This is a genomic window from Nicoliella sp. ESL1120, from assembly GCF_058508515.1.
This window is the reverse complement of sequence record NZ_CP196383.1, coordinates 337,968-363,960: the sequence shown is the minus strand read 5'-3', so window position 1 is coordinate 363,960 and position 25,993 is coordinate 337,968. Positions and strand designations below refer to the sequence as shown.

Annotated in this window: 28 protein-coding genes and 7 tRNA genes; 23 read left to right on the top strand and 12 right to left on the bottom strand. The window is 39.5% G+C overall.

The features are described 5' to 3' along the window. Nucleotides 1-129 precede the first annotated feature (129 nt). Together ACSYTE_RS01725 and ACSYTE_RS01720 are read left to right on the top strand one after the other, a co-directional pair. Nucleotides 130-861 (top strand): gamma-glutamyl-gamma-aminobutyrate hydrolase family protein, encoded by a 732-nt coding sequence (locus ACSYTE_RS01725; protein ID WP_491716999.1) that lies wholly within the window; start codon nt 130-132, stop codon nt 859-861. Nucleotides 862-1,081: 220 nt separating this feature from the next. Continuing rightward, nucleotides 1,082-1,375 carry a hypothetical protein gene (locus ACSYTE_RS01720; protein WP_491716998.1) on the top strand — a complete coding sequence of 98 codons (294 nt, stop codon included), beginning with the start codon at nt 1,082-1,084 and terminating at the stop codon, nt 1,373-1,375. A 126-nt stretch (nt 1,376-1,501) separates the two neighbouring features. On the opposite strand, the gene ACSYTE_RS01715 is transcribed toward ACSYTE_RS01720, so the two are convergent. Together ACSYTE_RS01715 and ACSYTE_RS01710 are read right to left on the bottom strand one after the other, a co-directional pair. Next, the gene (locus ACSYTE_RS01715; RefSeq protein ID WP_491716997.1) at nt 1,502-2,182 is read right to left on the bottom strand and encodes a class I SAM-dependent methyltransferase; all 681 of its coding nucleotides are present in this window, start codon (nt 2,180-2,182) and stop codon (nt 1,502-1,504) included. A gap of 107 nt (nt 2,183-2,289) precedes the next feature. Then, nucleotides 2,290-2,910, bottom strand: a complete 621-nt coding sequence (locus ACSYTE_RS01710) for a YdhK family protein (protein WP_491716996.1) — start codon at nt 2,908-2,910, stop codon at nt 2,290-2,292. Between the two features lie 171 nt (nt 2,911-3,081). Between ACSYTE_RS01710 and ACSYTE_RS01705 the strand changes: the two genes are divergently transcribed. After that, complete coding sequence (locus ACSYTE_RS01705; protein WP_491716995.1) at nt 3,082-4,149, top strand: hypothetical protein; 1,068 nt, start codon at nt 3,082-3,084, stop codon at nt 4,147-4,149. Nucleotides 4,150-4,205: 56 nt separating this feature from the next. Here ACSYTE_RS01705 and budA read toward each other — a convergent pair whose 3' ends face one another. Further along, a complete protein-coding gene (gene budA, locus ACSYTE_RS01700; protein ID WP_491716994.1) occupies nt 4,206-4,916 on the bottom strand; it encodes an acetolactate decarboxylase in 711 nt (236 codons plus the stop codon). Nucleotides 4,917-5,048: 132 nt separating this feature from the next. Then, on the bottom strand, nt 5,049-6,050 hold the full coding sequence (locus ACSYTE_RS01695) for a C40 family peptidase (protein ID WP_491716993.1): 1,002 nt from the start codon (nt 6,048-6,050) through the stop codon (nt 5,049-5,051). Between the two features lie 335 nt (nt 6,051-6,385). Between ACSYTE_RS01695 and ACSYTE_RS01690 the strand changes: the two genes are divergently transcribed. The 8 genes from ACSYTE_RS01690 to ACSYTE_RS01655 all read left to right on the top strand — a co-directional run bounded on the left by ACSYTE_RS01690 (nt 6,386) and on the right by ACSYTE_RS01655 (nt 7,380). Next, nucleotides 6,386-6,523, top strand: a complete 138-nt coding sequence (locus ACSYTE_RS01690; protein ID WP_491716992.1) for a hypothetical protein — start codon at nt 6,386-6,388, stop codon at nt 6,521-6,523. A gap of 120 nt (nt 6,524-6,643) precedes the next feature. Next, nucleotides 6,644-6,715, top strand: a tRNA-Asn gene (locus ACSYTE_RS01685). Between the two features lie 38 nt (nt 6,716-6,753). After that, a tRNA-Asn gene (locus ACSYTE_RS01680) sits at nt 6,754-6,825 on the top strand. Nucleotides 6,826-6,865: 40 nt separating this feature from the next. Then, a tRNA-Asn gene (locus tag ACSYTE_RS01675) sits at nt 6,866-6,937 on the top strand. A 39-nt stretch (nt 6,938-6,976) separates the two neighbouring features. Further along, a tRNA-Asn gene (locus ACSYTE_RS01670) sits at nt 6,977-7,048 on the top strand. Between the two features lie 40 nt (nt 7,049-7,088). Continuing rightward, nucleotides 7,089-7,160, top strand: a tRNA-Asn gene (locus tag ACSYTE_RS01665). A 38-nt stretch (nt 7,161-7,198) separates the two neighbouring features. Then, nucleotides 7,199-7,270 (top strand) — tRNA-Asn (locus tag ACSYTE_RS01660). A 38-nt stretch (nt 7,271-7,308) separates the two neighbouring features. Then, nucleotides 7,309-7,380 (top strand) — tRNA-Asn (locus ACSYTE_RS01655). 48 nt (nt 7,381-7,428) lie between these two features. Here ACSYTE_RS01655 and ACSYTE_RS01650 read toward each other — a convergent pair. The 3 genes from ACSYTE_RS01650 to ACSYTE_RS01640 form a co-directional block, all read right to left on the bottom strand. Then, nucleotides 7,429-7,680, bottom strand: a complete 252-nt coding sequence (locus ACSYTE_RS01650; protein WP_491716991.1) for a hypothetical protein — start codon at nt 7,678-7,680, stop codon at nt 7,429-7,431. Between the two features lie 81 nt (nt 7,681-7,761). Then, the gene (locus tag ACSYTE_RS01645; protein WP_491716990.1) at nt 7,762-8,127 is read right to left on the bottom strand and encodes a TIGR02328 family protein; all 366 of its coding nucleotides are present in this window, start codon (nt 8,125-8,127) and stop codon (nt 7,762-7,764) included. Next, complete coding sequence (locus ACSYTE_RS01640) at nt 8,128-8,508, bottom strand: YbgA family protein (protein ID WP_491716989.1); 381 nt, start codon at nt 8,506-8,508, stop codon at nt 8,128-8,130. A 248-nt stretch (nt 8,509-8,756) separates the two neighbouring features. On the opposite strand from ACSYTE_RS01640, the gene ACSYTE_RS01635 reads away from it, so the two are divergent. Further along, nucleotides 8,757-9,119 carry a hypothetical protein gene (locus tag ACSYTE_RS01635; RefSeq protein WP_491716988.1) on the top strand — a complete coding sequence of 121 codons (363 nt, stop codon included), beginning with the start codon at nt 8,757-8,759 and terminating at the stop codon, nt 9,117-9,119. A gap of 19 nt (nt 9,120-9,138) precedes the next feature. Beyond that, on the top strand, nt 9,139-10,002 hold the full coding sequence (locus ACSYTE_RS01630) for an aldo/keto reductase (protein ID WP_491716987.1): 864 nt from the start codon (nt 9,139-9,141) through the stop codon (nt 10,000-10,002). A gap of 40 nt (nt 10,003-10,042) precedes the next feature. Here the strand turns inward: ACSYTE_RS01630 and ACSYTE_RS01625 are convergent, their stop codons facing one another. Then, on the bottom strand, nt 10,043-11,437 hold the full coding sequence (locus ACSYTE_RS01625; RefSeq protein ID WP_491716986.1) for a flavocytochrome c: 1,395 nt from the start codon (nt 11,435-11,437) through the stop codon (nt 10,043-10,045). Between the two features lie 147 nt (nt 11,438-11,584). On the opposite strand from ACSYTE_RS01625, the gene ACSYTE_RS01620 reads away from it, so the two are divergent. From ACSYTE_RS01620 to ACSYTE_RS01575, 10 genes are all read left to right on the top strand, one after another. Then, nucleotides 11,585-12,028 carry a CopY/TcrY family copper transport repressor gene (locus ACSYTE_RS01620; protein WP_491716985.1) on the top strand — a complete coding sequence of 148 codons (444 nt, stop codon included), beginning with the start codon at nt 11,585-11,587 and terminating at the stop codon, nt 12,026-12,028. Between the two features lie 320 nt (nt 12,029-12,348). Next, nucleotides 12,349-14,397 carry a heavy metal translocating P-type ATPase gene (locus tag ACSYTE_RS01615; RefSeq protein WP_491717270.1) on the top strand — a complete coding sequence of 683 codons (2,049 nt, stop codon included), beginning with the start codon at nt 12,349-12,351 and terminating at the stop codon, nt 14,395-14,397. A gap of 197 nt (nt 14,398-14,594) precedes the next feature. Beyond that, the gene (locus ACSYTE_RS01610) at nt 14,595-15,593 is read left to right on the top strand and encodes a CAP domain-containing protein (RefSeq protein WP_491716984.1); all 999 of its coding nucleotides are present in this window, start codon (nt 14,595-14,597) and stop codon (nt 15,591-15,593) included. 203 nt (nt 15,594-15,796) lie between these two features. After that, the gene (locus ACSYTE_RS01605) at nt 15,797-17,140 is read left to right on the top strand and encodes an aspartate aminotransferase family protein (protein ID WP_491716983.1); all 1,344 of its coding nucleotides are present in this window, start codon (nt 15,797-15,799) and stop codon (nt 17,138-17,140) included. 20 nt (nt 17,141-17,160) lie between these two features. Next, a complete protein-coding gene (locus tag ACSYTE_RS01600; RefSeq protein ID WP_491716982.1) occupies nt 17,161-18,615 on the top strand; it encodes an APC family permease in 1,455 nt (484 codons plus the stop codon). A 68-nt stretch (nt 18,616-18,683) separates the two neighbouring features. Then, nucleotides 18,684-19,274 (top strand): TetR/AcrR family transcriptional regulator, encoded by a 591-nt coding sequence (locus ACSYTE_RS01595; protein ID WP_491716981.1) that lies wholly within the window; start codon nt 18,684-18,686, stop codon nt 19,272-19,274. A gap of 91 nt (nt 19,275-19,365) precedes the next feature. Then, nucleotides 19,366-20,625: a YhgE/Pip domain-containing protein gene (locus tag ACSYTE_RS01590; RefSeq protein WP_491716980.1), complete on the top strand. Its 1,260-nt coding sequence runs from the start codon at nt 19,366-19,368 to the stop codon at nt 20,623-20,625. A gap of 98 nt (nt 20,626-20,723) precedes the next feature. After that, the gene (locus ACSYTE_RS01585; RefSeq protein ID WP_491716979.1) at nt 20,724-21,473 is read left to right on the top strand and encodes a DUF1003 domain-containing protein; all 750 of its coding nucleotides are present in this window, start codon (nt 20,724-20,726) and stop codon (nt 21,471-21,473) included. Nucleotides 21,474-22,547: 1,074 nt separating this feature from the next. Next, entirely contained in the window at nt 22,548-22,823 is a 276-nt protein-coding gene (locus tag ACSYTE_RS01580; RefSeq protein WP_491716978.1) for a type II toxin-antitoxin system Phd/YefM family antitoxin, read from the top strand. Then, nucleotides 22,823-23,146, top strand: a complete 324-nt coding sequence (locus ACSYTE_RS01575) for a type II toxin-antitoxin system mRNA interferase toxin, RelE/StbE family (RefSeq protein WP_491716977.1) — start codon at nt 22,823-22,825, stop codon at nt 23,144-23,146. Before ACSYTE_RS01580 ends, ACSYTE_RS01575 begins: the two co-directional genes overlap by 1 nt. A gap of 310 nt (nt 23,147-23,456) precedes the next feature. On the opposite strand, the gene ACSYTE_RS01570 is transcribed toward ACSYTE_RS01575, so the two are convergent. The 4 genes from ACSYTE_RS01570 to ACSYTE_RS01555 all read right to left on the bottom strand — a co-directional run bounded on the left by ACSYTE_RS01570 (nt 23,457) and on the right by ACSYTE_RS01555 (nt 25,991). Continuing rightward, nucleotides 23,457-24,320, bottom strand: coding sequence for an NAD(P)-dependent oxidoreductase (locus ACSYTE_RS01570; RefSeq protein ID WP_491716976.1), 864 nt, complete (start codon nt 24,318-24,320; stop codon nt 23,457-23,459). 123 nt (nt 24,321-24,443) lie between these two features. Beyond that, a complete protein-coding gene (locus ACSYTE_RS01565) occupies nt 24,444-24,569 on the bottom strand; it encodes a hypothetical protein (protein ID WP_491716975.1) in 126 nt (41 codons plus the stop codon). 30 nt (nt 24,570-24,599) lie between these two features. Then, complete coding sequence (locus tag ACSYTE_RS01560; protein ID WP_491716974.1) at nt 24,600-25,073, bottom strand: S-ribosylhomocysteine lyase; 474 nt, start codon at nt 25,071-25,073, stop codon at nt 24,600-24,602. Between the two features lie 42 nt (nt 25,074-25,115). Next, the gene (locus ACSYTE_RS01555) at nt 25,116-25,991 is read right to left on the bottom strand and encodes a MetQ/NlpA family ABC transporter substrate-binding protein (protein WP_491716973.1); all 876 of its coding nucleotides are present in this window, start codon (nt 25,989-25,991) and stop codon (nt 25,116-25,118) included. Nucleotides 25,992-25,993 lie beyond the last annotated feature (2 nt).

Below are 25,993 nucleotides of genomic sequence, written 5' to 3'. Positions count from 1 at the left end.
AATTCAAATCTCCAAATTTTAAATATCAACCTTATTATAATCTAAAATACCGCTAGTTGTCTTTACTTTCATTAAGACGGATTTATAATTAGTTGTTAAGTATTTTTTGTAATTGAAAGGAAGCTAAGTATGAGAATTGGAATTACTGCAGACATCAATATGGATGTTACCCCGAATTTTAGAATGACTAGGTCCCACATTGCTCAACGGACCTTGGTCAACGCCCTAACCGAAAATGGCATCGTGCCAGTTGTATTCCCAGTCGTTAAACCAGAAATGGCGCCAGAATTACTCGAAACTGTCGATGGCGTTATCTTTACCGGGGGCGCCGATGTATCACCGATCTTATATAATGAAGAACCAGCCGTCAATAGCGGGGTTTCATATTTACCCCGTGATTATTTTGAAATGCAGTTAGTTAAATCCGCCATTGAAATGGGCAAACCGATTTTAGCAATTTGTCGGGGACTACAAATTGTCAACGTTACCCTTGGTGGAACCCTATACCAAGACCTAAACAGCCAGTTTCAAGCAACTGACCATCCATTAATTCAGCATACCCAAAAATCAATCGGCTTCATGCCAACCCATCACATTAACGTTGATAAAAACAGTCAATTAGCCAAAAGTATTGGCGCCCATCCCCTCGTTAACACATTTCATCATCAAGCAGCTAAGCAAGTCGCCCCTGACCTTCACATCACAGCAACCGCTCCTGATGGGGTCATCGAAGGGTTAGAGAACGATGATGCTTCAGTCCAATGTGTCCAATGGCATCCCGAAAACATCTGGAAACACATGCCCGAAGAAAACCAATTATTTAAAGACTTTTTCCAACGCGCTCAAAAAATGAGCCATTAGTTTCGTAAAATGTTCATAAAGCATTGATATGGTCGCACTTTTCTTGTATAATTCTTTTTTGTAATATATTAAGGAGTGTTTAATTATTATTCAACCCGACAAAAATATCGAGCAGTATCATGCTAAAAACAACCGCAAAAATAAGATTTTACATTTTTTATATTATTTTATTGCCATTTGGATCGTTCCTAGTTATCTCGAATTTCTCCATGTTGGTGGAATGAATTTTCCACTGATCTCAATCGTATTATTCCTCACCGTTGCCACGTTTGGAATCATCCATCGTCAACACCTTACGATTACTGGTAACAAAATGTCTGGCACCTTTTTATTCACTTGGGCGATTCTTTGTATCCTAAATTTTGCAATTAATTTATTGAACAATACGATGATATCTACGTTAGGTAACCAAACACAAGAATTTGAAATTGGCTATCTAATCGGCTTAGGCTGTTTTGCGATATTCCTATCATACGCAATGACCATCCTAATCTTCTATGAACCAAAAGCATAAAATGATAACGAAAAACGTTTGACTAAATTTGTAATCAATAGTATTATAATAAGCGAAGACAAACATATGTTCGTTCTATCTATAATAAAAAAGATGATTTTCCTCCCCCAAGGTTAATCATCTTTTTTATTTGACCTCAATTTTCAAAGCAGCATACCCAAATTTAAATTTTAATTCTGGATCAGCAATGTAAACTTGAAAACCTGGCTTTTTACTGAATTCCACCGCTAACTTATGAATTTGCCGTCTGGAGTTCACCATTAGAATCTTGCCACTACCATCCTTTTGGATCAACCTCGCCACTTCATTACAAATCGCAATTCTACGCTTATGGTTAGTAATATAAAGCTCGGTTTGCTTACTATAATTACCAGTAATCACATCAAAGCTATCATCTGGAAATGGTAGCGAGGTAATGTCTCCTCGCATAACATTAACCCGATCGCCAACCCGACGCTTATAAACATTATCACGCGCATGGTTAGCAGTGCCTTGATAGGCATCTTCGATCCCAGTAATTTTACCATTTAAAGCGGCCTTGGCTAAACGAATTGTTGAATAACCAGTCCCTACACTTAAATCAAGCCCCGTCCTTACTGACAATAATTCTTGGTCGGTCAAAAGGCTGTTAATGATTTGAAACTTCCGAAATGTTTTAATTACCGCTAATCCCGAAATCAATAAAAAGATTATTACTAGCCACCATAACTTCTTAAAATCAGAAGCCGATAATACAATTGCAGAAATAACTCCTGTATAGAACCAGTACGGATCATCTAGCCCATACATATATAGTTTTTTTATCATTTTTAATCACTCTCATTTATACTATTATTATTCTATGATAACAAATTATTTTCCATTGCACCAAAAAAGCCACTACTAAAATGTAGTGACCATGATTTTTAATAATGTTATTTAATACTAGTTAAATCAGATTGAGCAAGCCATTTGTGGTTCTTATAAACGGTACTACTATTCGTCGCCTTGAAATCAACCATGTAGGCAGGGCCCTTCTTGATTGAAACAATCTTACCCTTGGCACCCTTCATTCCACTCATGTGATCGGCTTCAACGGTAATTTTGGTGCCAACCTTTAGTTGACCCTTTTTAGCTGTCTTAATTTCTTTATCAACTACGTACTGATGGTTCTTAACTTCAGATCCACCGTTCGTAGGGGTGAAGTCAATGGTATAAAGATCAGTATTGTATGCACCCGTAACTGTGGCAGTGGCTCCCTTCATTCCAGGCATATGGCTAGCCTTAATCCTTACCTTAGTGCCCTTTGGGTACTTGGCATTTTTGGCGGTTTTAAGTCCCTTTGGAGCCTTGCCACCATTCGTTTTCATTGTCATTGAGCTCATATCCATTCCGCTCATGCTACTTGAGCTGCTCTTCATTGAGCTCATATTCATTGATGAACTGCTCATCTTTGAACTGGAATGACCACTCATTGCATTAGCCCCTGCTGGAACAACTAATAATGCTGATAATGCTACAGCTGCGATTCCAACAACCATCTTTTTACTGTTCATTAAGATCAACTCCCATGCTATTAAATTAATTTACGTTTACCATTGTAGACTATTGAAATTTCAGTTGCAAATATGTTGTACACAATCTTTAAGGATAGTTCTAACCTTAGACGAATGTCTATATCCATGTTAAAATGAACCAGAATTAAATATTAATGGAGGAATTAATTTATGAATTACAAAAATGCACTAGTAGCATTAGCTGCTACTGTCACATTGGGAATAACTCCTGCATTAGCAGGTGTAAATGCAAATGCAGCTAGCACCCAAAAAAATAGTAAGAAGACTAGCAAGACTACTAGTAAGAAAACTAGTAAAAAGACTAGTACAACTACTCCAAAGGCATCTTCATCATATTGGACAAAAACTGCTAGATATGTTGAAACAACTAAGGATGTCAAAGGATACGTTGGTAAACTTGTTACCCAAAAAGTTAATGGCCAAAAAACACAAGGGGTTGTTTTGACCAAAAAAACTAAAACAATCAAAAAGGGATACAAATCCTTTATTATAAGAAGTAATAACGTTTGGATGTTTGTTAAGGTTGATAAAAAGAATGTCCCTACCTACTACATCATAAATGATTCTAAACTAACAAATAGCTCAAGTTGGTTGAAGGTAACTAAACAAGCTACTAGTTCTACTACCAATAATAATAGTAGTAGTAACAATAGTAGTAAAAACACTAGTAATAATTCATCAAATAACACTAACAGCACCAACAACAAACAAGTCGTTACAGTAAGTAGTAATTACCAAACCGTTACTCCTGACTTTTACCAAGCAACTGACTATGGTAATGCATACCTAGCATTTAATTCCAAGGCATACACCGCTAATGGTGTTACCATTAATCCTGGTGATCAATACCAAGTTAAGGCTATTAATACTGGAAGTTCCCTTCTATACCAACTCCAAATGGGTGGTCAAACGGTAACTGTTCCTGAATCAAATGATCTCCAATTCACTAACATTAATGTTTTCCCATATACTAGTACATCTTCAAGCAATAGCTCAAGCTCAAGCTCATCAACTACTTACTATCTTTCTAAGTATGCTCCTGATTCATCAGATGCAAAGGTATCTAGCACATTCAAAGCATCGAATGGTACTTTATGGTATGTAGTAAAGAATGCTTCAGATAAAACTCCTACTAACATTTACGTTTTCATCTCTGACCAAAACAAATGGGTTAAGCAAAGCGTAAGTAACGGTCAAATTGTTTACGACTACAAATAAGCAAAATTAAAAGAGGCTCTGATTTAAAATCAGCACCTCTTTTTTTATACATATTTTTATTCAGACGCTTCGATCGCACCAGCAATGTCATCCTTTGAGAAATCATGATTCTTAAATTCGGCATTGTTCACTGGTAGAGATTGGTCTAGATTTTCAAACACTTGAATTTCAGCTGCACCATTAAAGCCAGTGAAATCAAGGATGTGTCCACCTTGTGAGAGGTCGTCAGCTAAGAAATGGCTATGAAAGCCCCCTACGGCAACCCCGTTGAACAATTGAGGAGAATAGTAGGCAACCACGGTCCCAGTTTTATCGGCTCCATCAAAGACGTGTTGCTTCCCAGCACATTCAGCTAAGGTTGGGTATGGCTTTTCTTGCTTGTAGATTGAACGGGTCTTCATGGTCTTGAAAGTGCCATGAAGCTGAATTGAAAAGAAGCTGTTTTCCAAGCCCCCTGCACTAAGGATTGCTTCTGGAAACTTAGCAAAGTCCAAATCAGTAAACTGCTTAAAAGGCTTGTAATCAGCAAAGTGCATGTTCCCGAATGGCAGTGTAAAGCTGCTGTCTAGCTTGTTGACATTACCTGCCCCATCGATTTGGTAAGGAGTGCCATCGACAACGATCAATTCGCCATCAAGGCCCTCTCCCGTTCCGATTCCAGTATCACCATGTTTCATAAATTCGTCCATTTTAATAGTTCCATCAAAAAGACCAGGAACTAGAAGGGCTAATGTTCCGTGTTGAAATAATGTTTTGGTATCTTTCATTTCAAATCCTCCTAATTTAACACGTAGTAGCTACGTTACTTTAATATTGTTTCATAATTTATGGTATTATACAAAAATTTAAAACCTGACAAATAAAAAAACATTGCCATCATAGCAATGCTTTCAATCAATTTAAACGATCCGTCTAACTACGTGATTGACCCTTCTTGACCAGTGTGGATCTGATAAGCTAGAGATGCCAACCCCGTGCGTATCGGTCGATGGGGAGTCATTTAGGAACAGCCCCCGACCAAGATAAATTCCAACGTGACAAAATGCCCCCTCCTTCTTATCGTTAAAGAAGAAGATGTCACCACGTTTCATACTATTGTAGTTTACCGAACGTCCTTGCCTAGCTAAAGTATAAGTAGTAGTAGATGCTACTGGACCAACGTTGACCCCTGCTTTAGCGTAAATATATCTAATGAATGAGGAGCAATCAAAATGATGCCCAGCAATACTGGCTGCATTTCTACCTCCACCCCATGAGTAAGGTGATTTGCCAACCAATGCTTCACCAGCTTTAATTGCAGTTTCAATTTTAGCATTCCCACTGTCTAACCCACTAAGGTCAAATTCCATGTCTTTGCCATCAATATAATAATCAGTGCCATCCTTAGTTACTCGGAAATAGCCTTCTTTTTTGTTGGTGTACTTACGGTAATTAACGGTCAACCATTGATCAGTTAACCCTAAGCTACTTGCAGTCCCCAGTTTTTCAGCATCTTTAGTTTTAGCTGGCGCAGAATAAACATTAGCATCTGCATTCGTAACTTTCATTTTTGCACTCATGCTGCCTTGTTCTTTAACATATTGCTTGTCTGCACTTAACTTACTGACATTATTAGCTTTCAAAGTGCTACTGTTGACGGCCTTACTTGCAGCTGAACTTAACTTATATGACTTTGCATAACTAGCACTAGTTTGTTGCCGATTATCAGCCGAACTTGCATTACTACTATTGGATTTAGTTGAATTTGTACTATTTGAAACGGGTTCACTCTGCCCACTAGCGGCTGAGCTTGCGCTACTACTATTAACATTAGCATTACTGCTTTGCGTAGATGTAACAGCTGCATTACTAGCAGCACTAGCATTCGTATCCGCTAACACACGGCTACTACCAATTGTCAATGCGCCAATAAAGGTCGCAGTTGTAATTGAAAGCGTATAGATGCCGCGTTTTATTTTATAATTTAAGATTTTTGATCACTCCCGTACTTTCCGAAAAAACAACATCATAATTATATAATATTAAATATTCCGTTATAAAGATTAATCATAAAATGTAATCTAAATGTAACAGCGGCTTTGAAACCGTCTCATTAACTAAGGGCACGGTTTGAGATGAATTATCATTAAATTCTCATATATGAAAAATAACTTAAATAAAAATAAACCTTGACATTCTTTTCTAATCATATTATTATAAAAACATCAATTAAATCGAAATATAAGGAGGCGAAACCATGCTAACGAAAAAGATGATTGTAGCAAATAAGTCATTTAATAATAATACCAATTCAAATTACAATAATAATAATCGAAATAGTAATAATAATAATTGTAATTCGTATGGGTATTTCTTTAGCGTGGTAACCGCCTAAAACTAACTTGTATCCATACTTAATCGGAAGTGTGGATACCCTTTTAAATTCTGTAATACCAAAAGGACCCGCATTTCACTTAAAAGATGCGAGTCCTTTTTATTTCAATCAAGTTATTATTGCCCCGTAGTTCAATGGTAGAATACCGCACTGTTAATGCGTAGGTTGTTGGTTCGAGTCCAACCGGGGCAGTTGCTTCCCACTTTGGGAGCATAATTAGATCACTTCATTGCTCAATAGTTCAATGGTAGAATACCGCACTGTTAATGCGTAGGTTGTTGGTTCGAGTCCAACTTGAGCAGTTGTCTCCCGCTTTGGGAGCATAATTAAATCTTACTTTCTTGCCCCGTAGTTCAATGGTAGAATACCGCACTGTTAATGCGTAGGTTGTTGGTTCGAGTCCAACCGGGGCAGTTGCTTCCCACTTTGGGGAGCATAATTAGATTACTTCATTGCTCAATAGTTCAATGGTAGAATACCGCACTGTTAATGCGTAGGTTGTTGGTTCGAGTCCAACTTGAGCAGTTGTCTCCCGCTTTGGGAGCATAATTAAATAGCACTTTCTTGCCCCGTAGTTCAATGGTAGAATACCGCACTGTTAATGCGTAGGTTGTTGGTTCGAGTCCAACCGGGGCAGTTGCTTCCCACTTCGGGAGCATAATTAGATTACTTCATTGCTCAATAGTTCAATGGTAGAATACCGCACTGTTAATGCGTAGGTTGTTGGTTCGAGTCCAACTTGAGCAGTTGTCTCCCCTTGGGAGCGTAATTAAATATCACTTTCTTGCCCCGTAGTTCAATGGTAGAATACCGCACTGTTAATGCGTAGGTTGTTGGTTCGAGTCCAACCGGGGCAGTAAGAAATCCCATGCTGTTGATCTCAGGCATGGGATTTTTGTTTAGAACTATTTAATTGCGTTCAAAGCATGGGTAAAGCAGTTTAGTGAACAGTTGATTTCAGCCTTGATAATTGAGTAATTATAATCAACATCTTTTTCAGTAATTTGATCTAGTGGGGTCGTATTCAAAAAGTTAACGAAGCGGTCAATATCTTTAATCACATTACTTTTTTCATTCGTCCCATCCAAAGCGTTGATAATGTGAGAACGGGTTCTCCGTAATGACGTTAAAACCTCTGTTTGTCTTGCTTGATCCATCATAAAATCCCCTTTCATAACTATCTTGTTAATATTATAAATAGAAATGAACTTTTAGCAATTAATTAGCACACAACCTATCTATTCAATTTCAATCCCCTTCGTTCTTAAATTGGCTAAACACTCTGCCAGGTACGCTGCATCGTGTTCGGGATAGATCGGCGTTGTTAGATCAACTGGTGGCAGGTCATGATATGGCTCACAGGTACTACCACGGTAATTCGGATCTACCCACCGTTCGTCTGGGTGGTAACCACGCCGATGCATTTCAGCCATTACCAATTCATGAAATTGAAATAGCTTATACGGCGAATAGTTAAATACATAATCAACGGTCGCATGCTTCTTTCCCCATCCATTTCCGCGTAGTGCACACGCTTCACGGTGCTGCCCTAATAATTGTTGGCGGGGCAATTTAGTAATCAAACTCTGGTGCCAAAGTCGCATCTAAGTATCCCTCCTTAGTTCTTGAATTATTCTGGAATCCAACAGATAATCCACTTGATATTTATCAGTCAGTGTCACTAAAAATGGTCCCAATCGATCATCATCTGGGGTTAATTGGTCCAACAACTGAACGTATTGGTTCCGTTCTTCAGGAGTCGCCACCTTCTTAAAGTAGCCCCAAACATGCTGATAGGCAGTCGTAAGCGTCGCCTTCGTTGGCTGGAGACGCTCTAAATCCAAAAGAAGCTGTTGATATTCACTGCGCTTGGCAGCCGTCCAATCATTATTCTTAGCCAGTTGGCGAATGTGATTATACGCCTGTTGAGAATGCGCCATTACCCAATATTTATTGTAGGCCCAATCTTTTTGCCATTGTTCCAAGTAAGTCACCATCCCATCTTATGATAAAAAAATAACAGGTAATAGTGACTTAACACCGTTTACCTGTTATCATTCTTAGCCGATATTCTCGATTCGTTTGTTTCTACTTATATAATACCGCAACCTAACAAAATGTCAAGCTAACCTGAAATTTATTTAATTATTCCAGAATCAAATTCATATTAATATAATCTTGAATGGGGTTGTGCTAAACTAAAATCAAAATCTTAAATAGTAAGGTGATAAGTATGTCATACAAAAATGATGATGACGATGTGGATAACATCGATGATTTAAATGATATTTTTGATGAAGATAATTACAGTGATGAAGACGCAGATCCACTAGAAGATTTGAGTGGTGATGGAAACCGCGTTGTTAATGATAACGCTCCCGATGATAACAACGACAATTGGGACGATAACGACGATGATACGACCGATGACTTTGACACTGACACTGCCGATGATGATGATCGTGACATCACGGATGACATTGGCGAAGATACTGCCGAAGATCGCGATGACTATGACAATCCAGTTGACGACGATCCTGACGATTCTGATGAACAAAATTTTAATAACCCAGACGATACTGATTCCTGGGAATAAATAATGGAGGAAATTTAGAATGGAATTCTTTGAATTAAATGATGGTAACAAGATGCCAGCGGTTGGTTTTGGGACTTACAAATTAACTGATCCCGCTAACACTGCTGACATCGTTGATGATGCAATTAGTGCTGGTTACAGATTGATCGATACTGCACGGGTATATACTAATGAAGCTTTAGTTGGCCAGGGAATCAAACAAAATGGGATTCCACGTGACCAGTTGTTCGTTACTTCCAAGGTTTGGATCAGCGATAACGGGTACGATAAGACCAAGAAAGCGATTGATAGTTCCCTTGAAAAATTACAATTAGACTACCTCGATCTCTACCTCATTCACCAACCTTATGGTGATAACTATGGTTCCTGGCGGGCAATGGAAGAAGCGCAAACTGCTGGTAAGATCAAATCGATCGGGGTTTCTAATTTCCCTGATTATCAAATTACCGATCTAGCTCAATTCAACAAGGTTAAACCAGCGATTAACCAAATCGAAATCAACCCTTGGAACCAAGAAAAGGCCACGGTCGATTACCTTAAGAGTTATGGCATCCAACCAGAAGCCTGGGCTCCATTTGCGCAGGGGTACGACCATATCTTTACTAACCCGACCCTTTCACAAATTGCCGAAACTCACGGTAAGGGCGTGGGTCAAGTAATGCTCAGATGGTTGTTCCAACGCGGCATCGTTTCAATTGCCAAAAGTGCCAAACCAGAAAGAATCAAGGAAAACGTTGATATCTTTGATTTCAGCCTTTCCGATGATGAAATGAAACAAATCGATGGACTTGACAGAAAGGACGGGGTCTCAGCTGACCATACCGATCCCAAGACGGTCTTACGACTCAGTCAATACACTAATAACTTAAACGGTTTAGACTAATTTAAAAACCATTTCCGGAAATTCGGAAATGGTTTTTTGTTTAATCATGTTGCAGATATCGATAAGCCTGTTGCCCCGCCTGACGCCCAAAAATGACGGTTTCTGCAATCGAGTTCCCACCAATCCGGTTATCGCCGTGTAAACCACCGGCTACTTCGCCACCAGCAAATAATCCTGCAATTGGCTGTCCCTCGCGATTAAGTACCTGGGTCAGTTGATTGACCTTTAATCCCCCCATCGTGTAGTGAACCGCTGGGGCAACGTGAATCGCAAAGAATGGGGCGTGGCTCAATTGCCATTCCATTCCCGTCTTTCTCCCGAATGATTCATCGGAATGATTTGCGACCGCCTGGTTCCATTGTTCAACGGTTGCTTGCAGCGTTTCTGGAGCAACGCCGATATTTGAGGCTAGTTCGGCTAAACTAGGGCCATGTTCCACCAGCCCAATTGAGTCGTAAAATTCAATTGCCTTTACCTGTTCACGAACGCCCTGATCAAAAATTAGATAGACACTCTTATCCGCCAGTCCATTGATCGCAGCGGTAACTTTCTTTCGGGTCGCTAGCTCATTTACGAACCGTTTCCCGTTCGCATCAACTAAAATTGCTCCCTCTCCGCGCACCGCCTCACCGATTAAAAAGGCATGGTCGTTATCCTGCTGAACGGTGGGATGGACTTGAATTTTATCCATGTCAACAAGGGACGCTCCGATATCGGTTGCTAATTTGAGCCCATCGCCAGTCGCCCCAGGTTGATTCGTGGTGCGGTAGTGAACGAGGTCGGGCCGATACTTTGCAATAACGGACTTGCTAGCGCCAAAGCCCCCCGTTGCCAGAATCACGGCATCTCCGTTGATCTGCTTTTGAGCTCCATCGGTTAGCTCTGCAACCACCCCAGTCACCTTATCAGCATCTTTAATCAATTTTTGAACGGTGACTTGATTAAAAACTGGAATTTGGGCTTTTTCAATCAACTTTAAAAGCGAAGTGACTAAGAAATTACCAATTGGAGCCATACTGCTAGGACGGTGCGTCCGCTTGGTATTCATCCCGCCAGTGATCGTAACATCATCCAATTTAATTCCATGGTCGGCGAGCCAGTCAATTGCCAATGCCGCGTGCGTTGTAAAGTAATGCAGCATCGCTTGGTTGTTCTGCTTGTCCCCGCCAATAAAAGTATCGTTGTAAAAAGCATCAAAACTATCCACGATGTGATGATTTAACTGCACCTCAGTTTCGGCAGCATTCATCCCTGATGATGCCCGATTGGTATTCCCGCCGAGTTGACCCATCTTTTCTAAAATCACTGGATGTAACCCCAACTCATATGCTTGTAATGCAGCGACCAACCCAGTTGATCCAGAACCAATCACGATCAAATCGTACTCATTAGCAAGTTCTGCGATCGGATTGGGGTTAAAAATAAACTTTGCCATTAAAATTCCTCCTGCGTAATTATTAATTTCGTTAATTCAATTTAATCATAAATTGATTCAAATTGCTGATTGAGCGTTTTTGTTTACACATGTAAACCGAAATGGTATATTATACCCGTAGAGCAGTTCGATAAAGGAAGTGATATGGTGAATGATACAGTTAGTATTACTAATTCTGAATGGTGCGTAATGCGAATCGTTTGGACGCTAAAGCAGTGTACGAGCAGAAGCATCATTGATGAAATGGAAAAACAGAACCGCTGGAAGCCGTCAACTACCAAAACGTTAATCACTCGGCTCAAGAATAAAAACTATCTGAACACTAAAAAGAACGGCAGTGGATACATCTACTCACCAAACATTAGTGAAAAGGATGCCATGAATGCTGTTTCAGTCGACTTATTCAATAACATGTGTGAGATGAAAGTGGGCAAAGAAGTCGGGACGATTATCGATAATTTTTCGATCAGCAAGGATGATATCCAAATGTTAATCGATAAATTGAACGAAAAGAAGAAAACGGCTCCCGATAAGGTTCAATGTAACTGTTTAGATGATCAATACATGAGATGTGGAGATGACATGGAATGAAAGACGATAAGATGAATGGTATGAAAATGAATGATAAGGATATGCAAAAGATGCACCATGATGATAAGCATGATAGCTGCTGTACGGTTGATGAAAATGGTCATAAGCACTGCAGCCACGACCATCAACACCATGATGACAAGGATTCAGAAGACAGCGGTAATGACGATCAAGACCACCACGGTATGAAAATGAATCACGATGATCATGATATGAAAGGCATGGACATGGGTCATGGTGATCATGATATGAAGGGCATGGACATGGGTCATGGTGATCATGATATGAAGGGCATGAACATGGATCATGGTGATCATGATATGAAAGGCATGGACATGGGTCATGGTCACCATGATATGAAAGGCATGGACATGAGCGGTGGCGGAATGATGATGATGCATGGTGGCCACATGATGAACATGGGAAATCTAAAACAAAAGTTCTGGGTCTCCTTTGTCTTAATGATTCCAATTTTGATCATGTCACCAATGATGGGCATGAAGCTGCCCTTCCAATTCTTCTTTAAGGGATCGGATTGGGTCGTTGCCATTTTAGGGACCATCTTATTCTTCTATGGTGGCAAGCCATTCTTTAGTGGTGCTAAGGGTGAATTAGAATCGAAACAACCCGCCATGATGTCATTAATTTCAATGGGGATTTCGGTTGCGTATGTTTACAGCCTTTATTCAGTGATTCACAATAATTTATCTAATAGTGGCACGATGGTCAGCAATTTCTTTTGGGAATTAGCTACCCTGATCGTCATCATGTTATTGGGGCACTGGATCGAAATGAATACGATCATGAATGCTGGCTCCGCCGTTGATAAACTTTCTAATTTATTGCCTAACACCGCCAGTGTGAAGCAACCTGATGGTAGCTTTAAGGCGATTTCATTAAATGACTTAAAAAATAACGACATCGTGTTAGTCAAAGCTGGTGAAAAGATTCCAGCCGATGGTGTGATTATCGATGGTAGTGGTAAGGTCAACGAATCGCTAGTTACTGGTGAATCCAGAAGTGTTGACAAGAATGTCAATGATAAAGTGATTGGTGGTTCTACCAATGATGATGGTAGTATTCAATTCAAGGTTACAGGGACTGGTGATTCTGGATACCTTTCCAAGGTAAAGGACTTAGTTTCCAGCGCCCAAAACAGTAAGTCGAAGAATCAAAACCTTGCTGATAAGGTGTCTGGCTACCTCTTTTACGCTTCATTATCCATCGCCATTGTTGCATGGCTGATTTGGAGCTTCGTAAGTGGTGTTTCATTTGCCACTACCACTGCCGTTACCGTTTTAATTATTGCATGCCCCCATGCATTGGGGCTGGCAATTCCACTGGTCGTTTCACGGACGACAGCCCTTGCGGCTACCAATGGATTATTGATTAGAAATCGGGATGCATTGGAAGGAACCAAGAAGTTAAAATATGCACTAATGGATAAGACTGGGACACTAACCCAGGGGCAATTCAAGGTCAACGTGGTAAAGAGTCTTTCTGATTCACTTTCAGATGACGATGCCCTTAAGTTGATTGCTAGTGCCGAACAAACTTCTAGCCATCCGTTAGCCAGTGGGATCTTAGCAGCTGCTAAGGAACGGAAGTTGCAGCTAGAAAGTGCCGAGAACGTTAAGCAAATTACTGGTGCTGGATTATCAGCAACCATTAATGGCCAGGATTACCAAGTGGTTTCTAGTAAATACCTCACTGAACAAAAGATTCAATTTGATGAACAACAATTCAACCAAGTTGCTTCACAGGGGAATACGGTTAGTTATTTAGTTGCTAATGGTAAAGCTCTTGCCCTAGTTGCTGAAGGTGATCAAATCAAGCCTGATTCAGATAAGATGGTCAAGTACTTGATTTCCCAAAATATCCAACCTGTAATGTTGACTGGTGATAATGCGCAAACTGCGAATAAGGTTGCCAAAACGCTTGGTATCACTAAGGTGGAAGCTAATTTGAAGCCAGAAGACAAGCAAAAATTAGTTACCAAGTATCAACAAGCTGGTGCCGTCATGTTCATTGGTGATGGGGTCAACGATGCCCCCAGTTTGGCTAAGGCTAACTTAGGAGTTGCGATCGGTTCTGGGACTGACGTTGCGATTGATTCAGCCGATGTTGTTTTAGTTAATAGCGATCCAAAGGATGTCATCGCCCTGTTGAAACTCGCTAGATCATCTGAAGATAAGATGGTCCAAAACCTCTGGTGGGGAGCTGGATATAACATTATCGCCCTCCCATTAGCCGCTGGTATCTTAGCATTTGCTGGAATCATTCTAAGCCCAATGGTTGGAGCAATTTTAATGTCAATGAGTACGGTGATCGTTGCCATCAATGCAATGACCCTGCATATCGAAAAATAAGTTGCTTTTACTTGATGTTTAATAAAAAAGGGTTAGGATAGATATTGACAAGGACGTTTGGATATATCGATAAAAACGAAGCCAATTAAATGGCTTCGTTTTTTTTATGTTATAAAAAATTTCGAAATTAGATTTAAAATACGTTATACTAAGTTTGTTAATCCAATATAATCTTTCATAATTAAGGGGTCCTTTGTATGAGCAATCATAAATTTTTAATTACCAGCATTTTAGCATTTGTAACTTTGTCCAGCTTTAAAGTAACTGAAAGTGCTCAAGCAAAAGAAACGATTACATACCAATCAAAAGTTAAAAAAACAACCATGTACAATAGTTTACCCACTTCTAAAAAGGTAAAGGGAAAAAGCAATTACAAGCTCTCTGGGTCATTTTCATCAGCATCGATTGCTTCGGTTCATGGGGTCAAATACGCACTCCTCACTAAAAATGGTAATAAAGTCGGCTGGTTCAAATTAAGTACTCTTAATAAGATCACAACTAAGACAACTACCGTTAAGAAAAAAACAAACCCAAGCACTAATACAACAAAAACATCTACCGCGGTTCAAAACACGAATAGCAATCCATCAACGGATACAAATCAGACAACCAATACCGATCCGAATGCATCCACTGCAATCCCTAACATGGATTACAGTAACGCCGCTAGCAATAACCCAAGTAGCACCGTTTTAAGTTTAATGAATCAAAGTGGCGTTAACTGGGACGATCCTAATACCCTTTCCGCAATTTCTCAATCAGCACTTAACCAACTTAACTCAATTAGAAATGCTTCAGGGATTGCTTCACTAACGATCAATGACCAATTAACTAAGATTGCTCAAATGCGGGCACAACAAATTGCATCTAACTTCAATCATCGGGATGCGAACAACAACCTAATTGCATATGATGATGCACAACAACTAGGCCTTGATATTAATAAGCATTCTACTTTCCTTGCTGAAAATCTAGGGAAGTCCTTCTACGTTGGCGGTGATACCCCCGCTTCTGTTAGCAATAAAATTATCACTGCCTTCCAAGCTGAGGGGCCTGAAAATGGTGACGGTAATGAACATGGTCACTACGTCAATGACATGGATTCAAATAATAAGCAAGTCGGGATTAGTTTTTATCATGCTGCTGGCACTAATGATTTATATATGGCAATGGAATTTGGTAATTACTACAATTAAATATGATTAAATATAAAAAACGGGCTGAGTCGCAAGCAATTGCGCTTCAGCCCTTTTATTTTAGTAAGTTATCAAGGTCCATCACTCAATCTCGATTTGACATTTTAATAAATCCATATATAATTAAAAACTAATTAGAATCAATTATCAATTTTAATTTTAATCACATCTAAATTGATAAAACTAATGAAGGAGTTGTTCACATGGCAAACGAAAATAAGCATTTAACAAAAGAGGAGCGTAAATATTACGCAAAAGCTTCCAGAATTAAATACTTTGACATCGTTATCAAATCTGGTCAGGGAGCCATTTTAACGGATGCTGACGGTAATAAATACATTGATTTATTATCCAGCGCATCATCCACTAATACTGGTCATTCCCATCCCAAAGTTGTAAAAGCCATTCAAGATCAAGCTGCTAAGCTAATTCAGTATACCCCCGCTTACTTTGCGACCGAACCGGAAACTAGGCTTGCAAAAAGATTAGCTGAAATTGCGCCGATCAAGGGGGCTGCTAAGGTTACCTGGGGAAATTCAGGTTCAGATGCTAACGACGCAATCATTAAGTTTGCGAGAGCCTATACAGGACGTCAATACATAGTTAGCTTCACCGGTGCTTATCACGGTTCTACTTATGGTTCCATTACAACATCAGGCGTGAGCTTAAACATGACTAGAAAAATCGGGCCATTGTTACCTGGTGTTGTAAAGGTCCCCTTCCCTAGTCCTTGGTACAAACACGAAGGTGAGACTGAAGACGAATTTATCGATCGAATGTTCGAAGCCTTTAAATTACCATTTGACACTTACTTACCCGCTGATGAAACAGCGTTAATTGAAATCGAAGCCATTCAAGGTGATGGTGGATTTGCTAAGGTCCCAGAAAGATACATGAGACAGGTAGCTGAGTTCGCCCATGAAAATGGCATCTTATTAGCAATCGATGAAGTTAACCAAGGGTTAGGACGAACTGGTAAAATGTGGTCAATTGATCACTTCCCAGATATCCATCCCGATCTAATTGCAGTTGGTAAGTCAATTGCTTCGGGATTACCACTCAGTGCCGTAGTGGGACGGAAGGAAATTATGGATTCATTAGGAACCCCTGGGAATGTTTATACGACTGCTGGAAATCCGGTTTCAGCAGCAGCAGCTCTTGCTACTTTAGATGTTATTGAAGAAGAGCACCTCGTTGAAAGAAGTCATGAACTCGGTCAATATGCCGAACAGTACTTCCAAGACTTAAAAAAGCAATTCAATTTCATCGGGGACGTACGATTATACGGTTTAAATGGTGGAATTAACATCGTTGACCCTAATACTGGAAAGGCAGATGATAAAGCAGCAACTAAGTTAATTTATCGCATTTTTGAACTAGGAGCGTTAATGATTACCGTTCGCGGTAATATTTTAAGGTTCCAACCTCCGTTAGTCATTACTAAGGAAGAACTATACGAAGGATTAGAAATTATAAAACATGCCATGAATGATTTAAAGAATGGTATAATTAAAGATTCAGCGGCCTTGAAAGGCATTGGCTGGTAAAAATAAAAGGAGTTTTGTGTATGTCTGTTTGGAAAAAAATGAATGAAAAAGTGGACTTCCGCTTTTATCAAAAGAAGGATCAGGCCCTCGAAAAGAAGCTAACCGTTAAGGATTTCTTGGCATTAGGACTTGGGACCATCCTTTCCACTTCAATCTTTACGCTTCCAGGAATTGTGGCTGCGCTACATACTGGTCCAGCGGTTGTGTTCTCATATTTAGTTGCTGCCATCGTTGCTGGTTTAGTTGCCCTAAACTATGCTGAAATGGCGTCATCATTACCATTTGCCGGATCCGCTTATTCATGGGTCAGCGTGGTGTTTGGAAAGTTCTGGGGCTGGATCGTCGGTTGGGCGTTGCTAGCTGAATACTTAATTGCCGTTGCCTTCGTGGCATCTGGGCTCTCCGCCAATGTGAAGGGATTAATTTCACCATTAGGTTGGAAATTACCTAACTCCCTCGCATATGGACTAGGAACTAACGGTGGGGTCGTTGATATTATTGCCGTCCTAACCGTTGCAATCGTTTCTTTCATCCTATTCTTAGGTGATGATAAGAGTTCTAAGGTTGCTAACCTATTGGTTGTACTTAAGTTACTTGCCATCGTTACGTTTATTGTGGTTGGTGCTACTGCCATTAAGGCGCAAAACTACGTTCCATTTATTCCTGCTCATAAGCCAGGAACTGACTTTGGTGGTTGGCAAGGAATCTACGCTGGTGCTTCAACCATCTTCCTATCCTACATTGGGTTTGATTCAATTGCTTCTAACTCTGCTGAAGCTAAGAACCCTAAGAAGACAATGCCTCGTGGTATCATTGGTTCATTGATCATCGGTACGATTTTCTTCGTCTTTGTTTCATTAGTATTGGTTGGAATGTTCAAATACACTAACTACGCTAACAATGCTGAACCAGTTGGTTGGGCATTGAGACAACAAGGTCACGTAATCATTTCTTCAGTTGTTACTGCAGTTGCCGTTCTTGGAATGTTCACTGCATTGATCGCCATGATGATGGCTGGTTCACGTTTGATCTACTCATTTGGTCGTGACAAGATGCTTCCTAAGGTTGCTGGTAAGCTTAACAAGAACCACTTGCCAAGCGTTGCCCTTTGGGTTATCACAATCGTTGGAATCGTCATGGGTGGGGTTTTCCCATTCACATTCTTGGCTGAATTGATTTCAACTGGTACTTTGATTGCATTCATGTTCGTATCCCTTGCAATGTACCCACTTAGAAGACGTGAAGGTAAGGACTTGCCAGTTGCTCCATTCAAGGCACCATTTTACCCAATCTTCCCTGCCCTTGGTTTCTTGGGTTCACTCGCCATCTTCTTAGGACTTGATTACGAAGCTAAGGTTTACTCCGTCGTTTGGTTCATCATCGGGGTAATCATTTACTTCACTTACAGTATCTCCCATGCTAATTCAGCAATTCCTGATCAACGGGATCAAGAAACTAGCGAAGAAGTTAAATAGTTAAATCGATAAAGACCATCACATTTTTAATGCGGTGGTCTTTTTGTGTATAATTTAAATTTAAGGATGTGATCACTATCGGAGTTTACGAAAAAAAGGCCAACCAAACTAGAACTAAACTAATTGATGTAACCTTAAAATTACTGACCAAGCGCCCGCTAAATCGAATTTCTGTCAATGATATTGTTGAACAAGCCGACGTTAACCGCAGTACCTTTTATCGTTACTTTGTTGATAAGGAAGCGTTAATTGAATCCTATGAAGATCAAATGATTGAAAAATTAGAACAGCAACGTTATCGAATAATTGATCATTTTCAAGCCACCCATTCACTATTTGATGAAGATAACATCCGTGGTATTTTCGATATTTTTGCAAATGATCAGCATAACCTTAGCATTTTAATTAGCCCCAGATCACAAAGCGGCTTTCACGACCGTCTTGAAAATAAGCTATTTGATATGGTTAAAAATTCCATAAGAGAAATCAATCCCAATCGTTCTGATTCAGAAATTGATTTAATTTGTAGCTATCACGCTACGGGATTAGTTGGGATCATTAAACTTTGGTTAAGTAAGCCCCAGTATAGTGAAGAACAAATTTTATCCTTTATTAACATTGTGACCAACAAAGGCGTTTTTAATTTGTTTTTAAAATAAGACATTTATCGTAAATTGATGATTGAATCACCTTTAGAATAATTTAAGATAGTATATAGAATCTTAAATTAATTCAAAGGGGATCATTAATATGTTCAAAGTTATTAAGAGTAAAGCATTCTGGCTATACGTCATTTTAATGATCGTAGTCCTTGGACTATTCTCAGTCGCACAGGTTGGTACCAATACCACCATGAAGATGAAACAACTTCCAGTCGCATTGGTAGATAGTTCAAACGGCACGACCAGTAATAAAATTAAAAGTCAGTTGGAGAAAAAATTTGATAAAAAGTCCGCTGCAATCAAGTGGGTCAAGGTCAAAAATGAATCAGAGTTAACCGATGGCTTTAAGAATAAGAAGTACTACGGGGCCGTGGTCATTAAGAAGCATTTTGATGATAACTTAACCAGTCAACAAAATTACTTGAAGGCAACGGTCATCAGTCAAAAACTCACCGCCGCTCAACAAAAGACGACCCTCCCAGCACAAATGCAAGCTCAACTGAAAGTTGCTACTGCTGAATTAAGTAACAAGCCTGCAGCTGCTGAAATTAACGTCATCATTAACCAAGGGATGAACGCAACTGCTGCTAACACTTTAACCACTGCCCTTACAAACATGGGACAAGCATTGAACCAACGGGTGACCAAACAAAAGCAAGCTGCACTTGCCAAGCAGAACGTTTCATTAACTGCCGCTCAATGGGCTGCCGTCAACAACTCGATCAACGTCAAAACGACTACTGTTCATAAGATTCCAAGTAAAAGTGCCCATGGTGTTGCTCCAATGCTGCTCGTAGTGCTCGCTTGGTTCGGTTCAATGCTACCAGCCATCCTATTATGGCGTGAACACAAGAAGGCTAGTCCAGATGGCCACTTCTCAGTTTCTGAAATTAACAGTCAAATGTTATCTGGTGCAATTATGTCGGTTGTACTATCATTTACCATTTACTTCTTGCTCAGCGCATACGGCGTTCCGTTCCCGAATGTTAGCCAGGCAATTCTATTGCTATTCTTCAACATGTTCGTATTCTACCTAATTCAAACCACAGTTCTAGACTGGACCGGGTTAGGTGGTTGGCCAATTCTAATTGTGGTTTGGATCTTCTCCACTTCAATGATGAGTTATGCTCCAGAAATGCTGGGTTCATTCTACAGAACCTTCATCTACAGTTGGTTACCACTGCGCTTCAGTCTCCAAATGTTCAACAATTCCCTTTACTACCAAAGTGGATCTGCAACAATGGCCCCTGCCGTATGGGTAATTTTGATCATTGGAATCGTGGCTGCAGGTTTAATCTACCTTTCAAGTCTATTGAAGCATAAGGAAGATAACGCACCAAGTATTTAGTAAAAAAGAAGTATTATCATTAATTTTTGGTGATAATGTTTCTTTTATACCCTAAAAATTATATCTAATTAATTGTTATAAAGAAGATGATAATTATTATGGAAAAAAAGAAATGTTTAGTGGATGGAAAAGAATTTAATATTAAGGATGGTTATTTAATAAAGGACGTTGGATCAACTGTACTAGGACACATTAGGGCAGATTATCCTAAAGTACGCGGAGATGATTTCATATGTAAACACCATGCGCTGCACTACCAAATTCAAATGATCAATCAATTAATTGATAATAATGAGACCAAGAATAATAAAATTAACCGCAAGTTAACCGAATCATTAAATGCTAGTGATTATAAAATTGAAAATATTAATAATCAACTCAATCAAGATGCCACCTTTGGTGAAAAAGTAGCTGATATGGTTGCTAAGTTTGGTGGTAGTTGGAGCTTCATTATCGTATTTACACTGGTTCTGTTAGCATGGATGTTTATTAACGTGGTTCATTTATTTGGCGCAAAATTCGACCCCTACCCGTTCATCCTTTTAAACTTAGCACTAAGTTGTCTGGCGGCGCTTCAATCTCCAGTTATCATGATGAGTCAAAATCGAGCTGGTCATCGCGATCACCTATCTTCAGATAATGACTATCATGTTAATCTCAAATCTGAAAGTGAACTTAGAATTTTGCATGCTAAGATTGATCAACTTAATAATAATTCAATTCCTAATAGCTTTAAGATTAATCAAGTTCAACTTGCTTCCATTGGAGAAATTAATGATAAACTTGATAAAATGAGTAATGAAATCAATGAATTAAAGGAAATCATAAGGAAGCAAAATAACGTTTAAATTATTGTCTAAGCCTCCCCGGCTAAATAATATCTATGTAATCATCTAAATTTTAAGTGAATCCAAAAAGCGCCCACAAGTTATGTTTAAAAACTTGTGGACGCTTTTTAATTTTAATTGCCTAGTAAATATAACGATGCCCCAGTTAATATCAAACCGAGAATCAATACCCAAATTCCAGCTTTCAGTACCTTGCCACCCCATCCATCCCAGGCTGGCTTATTTCTAAGGGCGCGGAATTTAAATAGTGACCAGCCAACGCTAACCATAATCACTCCAACCAATAGGATGAGGTATGAAATGATGATGGCAATGCTTTTAAAATAGTTGATTATTAATCATTCCTTTGTAGTGTAATGATGATAAGTATTTTTATATAGATCGTATAATTTTAGGTGAAACAAAAAAGACGCCCCAGACTTTTGACGAAGTGAAGCGGGCGACTAATTCTATTTAATATCTAACTGATCCACTGCTCTTAAAGCAGTTTGCTAATTAAGGAGTACTGACTGCAATCAGGGCTCTTTATTTATCTATATGATATAGCTTCGCTGAGTAGAAAGTCAACTTAAATGTTTAGATCTAACTCAATATTTACATATGGTATAATTATTTTCAATTAGCATTTAATTTTGAGGGCGGTGGCTCGGACTTTGATTGGAGGTGATGCTTATGCATCATAAATCTAATGGAAGGCAACGAGTCAGTTACGATGAACGATTACCAAGCGTTATCATTGTTGATGCAAGAACTATCGTTATTATTTACGATGTTTGTGTATTTCAACGATCGAAAGTAACAAAAAAGCCGCCCCAAGCTTTTGGCGAAGTGATACGGGCGACTAATTGTTATAGTTGTTTGTAAAATGAGCCACTGCTCTTAAAGCAGCTTGCTAATTAAGGAGTCCTGATTGCACTCAGGGCTCTTTTATTTATCTATATGATATAGCTTCGCTGAGTAGAAAGTCAATTTAAATGTTTCGATTTTAAATAGCAAATAAAATAACTATCAATTGAATCAATGTACTAAATAACGTACAATTACTATAAACAATCCACAAGGAGGACTGGTAAAATGACGCTAGCTATTACCCAAAGCAACTTTAGAAATGAACTAAAAAAATATTTAGATCAAATTAATAATGAAAATGAAACTATTTATGTAACTAGAAGTAATAATAAATCGATTGCAGTGGTAAGTCAGGAAAAATTAAATTGGCTTGAAAAGTTTGCTCAATCAGAACCAGATACAAAAATGCATGCCATTGCGCGTGACCAATTAATTCGCCAGGGAATCATTGCTCCTGATCCGATTGTTAAATCTAATGATGAGTACTGGAATCAGTTTTAATGGCAAAATTAAGATTTAGACCTAGCCCCGAGTTTAACCGAAACCTTAAAAAGTTGGCTAAACTTGATAGATCAATAGTTAGCGAAGTTCGTGAGGCCATTGATGTACTTTTAGATATGAATAGTTTGCCAAAGGAATTCAATGATCATCAGTTATCTTACCAACTAAGCGATTACAGAGAATTTCACATTAGAGATACTCCTAAGGGAGGTAAATCAAATCCATTAAATGATATTATAGTAACTTATTCTATTAACTATGGTGATTTAATTGTAACTGCTATCAATATTGGTACTCATGATGAAATGTTTGGTGATAATTAATTTAATAAAAATTAACAGTTACACTATTAATTAGTAAGCGTTAATTAAACCAATCACTAGCAAGTTACAATCAAAACAATAATATATTCGTGTATTTCAACGATCGAAAGTAACAAAAAAGCCGCCCCAAGCTTTTGGCGAAGTGATGTGAGCGGCTAATGCTGTTTAATATCTAACTGAGCCACTGCTTTTAAAGCAGCTTGCTAATTAAGTAGTCCTGACTACAATCAGGGCTCTTTATTTCTCTATATGATATAGTTTCGTTGATTAGAAAGTCAATTTATATCCTTCTGCGTTTTATTAATTCATCTTACTTCTCATACAACTTCACCAACCCCTGGGTTCCATCGTTGCCCAGGTTCATTTGATCGACCATCTTTTCGTAGAGTGACTTGGCCTGCTCAGTTGCTGGAAGTGGCACATCCATCTTTTCGGATTCCTGCAGAGCAATCCGAAGGTCCTTCAAGAAGTGCTTCGCCGCAAACCCAGGCTTGAAGTCGCCTTCTAAAATCCGTGGCCCGTAGTTATCCAGGCTCCAGTTGTCCCCACTACCTTGGGAAACGGTCTTGACCAACGCGGTCAGGTCCAACCCAGCCGCCTTTCCGTAGGCCAACATTTCAGAAAGCCCGGTCATGGTCCCCGCAATCATGATTTGGTTGGCCATCTTAGTGTGTTGCCCCTTGCCGTGGCCACCGAATAAGTTGACGTTGCTGCCCATTGCGCTTAGAACTGGCTTCATTTCGTCAAAGACGGCCTGCTCGCCACCCACCATGATGGTCAGCGTCCCGTTCTTAGCACCAACATCACCACCAGAAACTGGTGCATCCAGGGTCTTAATTCCCTTGGAATCAGCAGTTTGAGCAATTTTAACTTCCAAACTCGGCTTACTGGTGGTCATTTCAATCAACGTTTGGCCCGCCTTGGCAGATTGAAATAACCCGTCTTCGCCATAGTATACTTCCTCAACATCCTGTGGGAACCCAACGATCGTCAACACTACGTCGACTTCAGCTGCTAATGCCTTGGGGGTATCTGCCCACTTAGCGCCTGCATTCATAACGGTTTCAGCATGTGCTTTCGTCCGATTATAAACGGTTACGTCATAATCATGCTTGAGTAAGTTAAGAACCATTCCAGTTCCCATCACTCCGGTCCCAATAAATCCAATTTTCATTTGAACGCCCTCTTTAATTTATTTGATGCCCATATTATATGCGTTCAAATTCATTAATTTCAATCAATCTGCTTTCAAACCAAAAAAAGATGAACCCGCCATCTCGTGACGAGTTCATCTTTTTTACTTATGCTTATATTTTTGATCCGATGGTTTCTTGCGAAACGCGAACTTAACGAGGGCCAGGTATGCCACCCAAAAACCCACCAGTAAGATTGCGCGAACGATGTAGTTGTCAAAAAGTGCCATGCCGATCCCTCCTCAGTTAAATTAGCCTAATTAAATCGTTTTCCGAACGTATGGGTCGGTGCTAATCTTTTGATCCAAGATCGTATTAGCCCATGCCTTAGCGGAGAAGAGTGAATGGTCACGCCAGTTTCCACAACTTTCAGCAGTTGTTCCTTGAACGTCCTTCCATTCAACGTTGTTAGCAATTTCTTCTAGGGAGCTCTTCAATGCCTTGGCAACGTCTTCAGTTGAATGTGAACCCCAAGTGATTAAATGAAAACCAGTCCGACAACCAAATGGTGAACAGTCGATCACGCCAGTAAGGCGGTCACGAAGCAAGCCTGCCAAGAGGTGTTCGATGGTGTGCAACCCAGCGGTTGGGATTGCTTCTTCATTTGGTTGAACTAAGCGGAGGTCGTAATTTGAAATTACGTCGCCATGTTCACCCTTTTCTTCAGTAATTAAACGAACGTATGGAGCATGAACCTTTGTGTGATCGAGTGTGAAACTTTCTACTTTAGCCATAAATAATCAACCTTCCTGTTTTTAAAATTTAAGTTTATCGAATTAGTAATTAAATGCTGGAACATCAACGCCTTGGTATTCCTTCTTGATTAAATCATAAACTGCCTTAGAATTGTATGCTTTAACCACCTTCTTAAATGTAGCGTTGTTCTTTTCTGATTCCCGTGTTACCAAAATGTTAATCCAAGGCTTGTTGTATGGATCTTTAATATCAGGTGCGATTTGAAAAATGGAATCCTTAGCTGGATTCATGTGGTTAGCTTGAACGTAGTTAGCATTCGTAATTCCAGCTGCAAAGTTTGGTAATAACTTCAAGATGGCAGCAGGGTCAACTTCAATAATGTTAAGGTGCTTAGGGTTGCTAGTGATGTCAGTCAAAGTTGGGGAGTAACCCTTCTTAGGATTAGTCTTGATCAAACCGGCCTTTTCAAGCACCTTCAAAGCCCGTCCAGCGTTGGTTGGGTTGTTTGGAATTGCGATCTTATCGCCATCTTTGAGGTCCTTAACGCTCTTGATCTTCTTGGAGTAGATGTTCAATGGTTGGATGTATGTTTGTCCAATTACAGCAAACTTATAATGCTTTTGTTGTTCTTCTTGCTTTAGAAATGCATAGTGTTGGAATGAGTTAATATCAATTTGCCCGTTGGCAGTTGCTTGGTTCAACGCATCCCCATCACTAAAGACCTTGACCTTGGCGTAAATATGTTCCTTGGCCAATTCCTTGTTGATTTCCTTCCAGATTGGAATATCGGTCGAACCAGTAACCCCGACATTCACGACCTTGGTCTTGCCACCATCAGAACTAGAACTAGTTGAATTGGAATTTCCCTTTCCTGAGAAAATCACGAATCCTAAAATAACGACTAATACTCCGACAATCCCTAAGGATGTCCATTGTAATTTTTTCTTCTTACTCATTT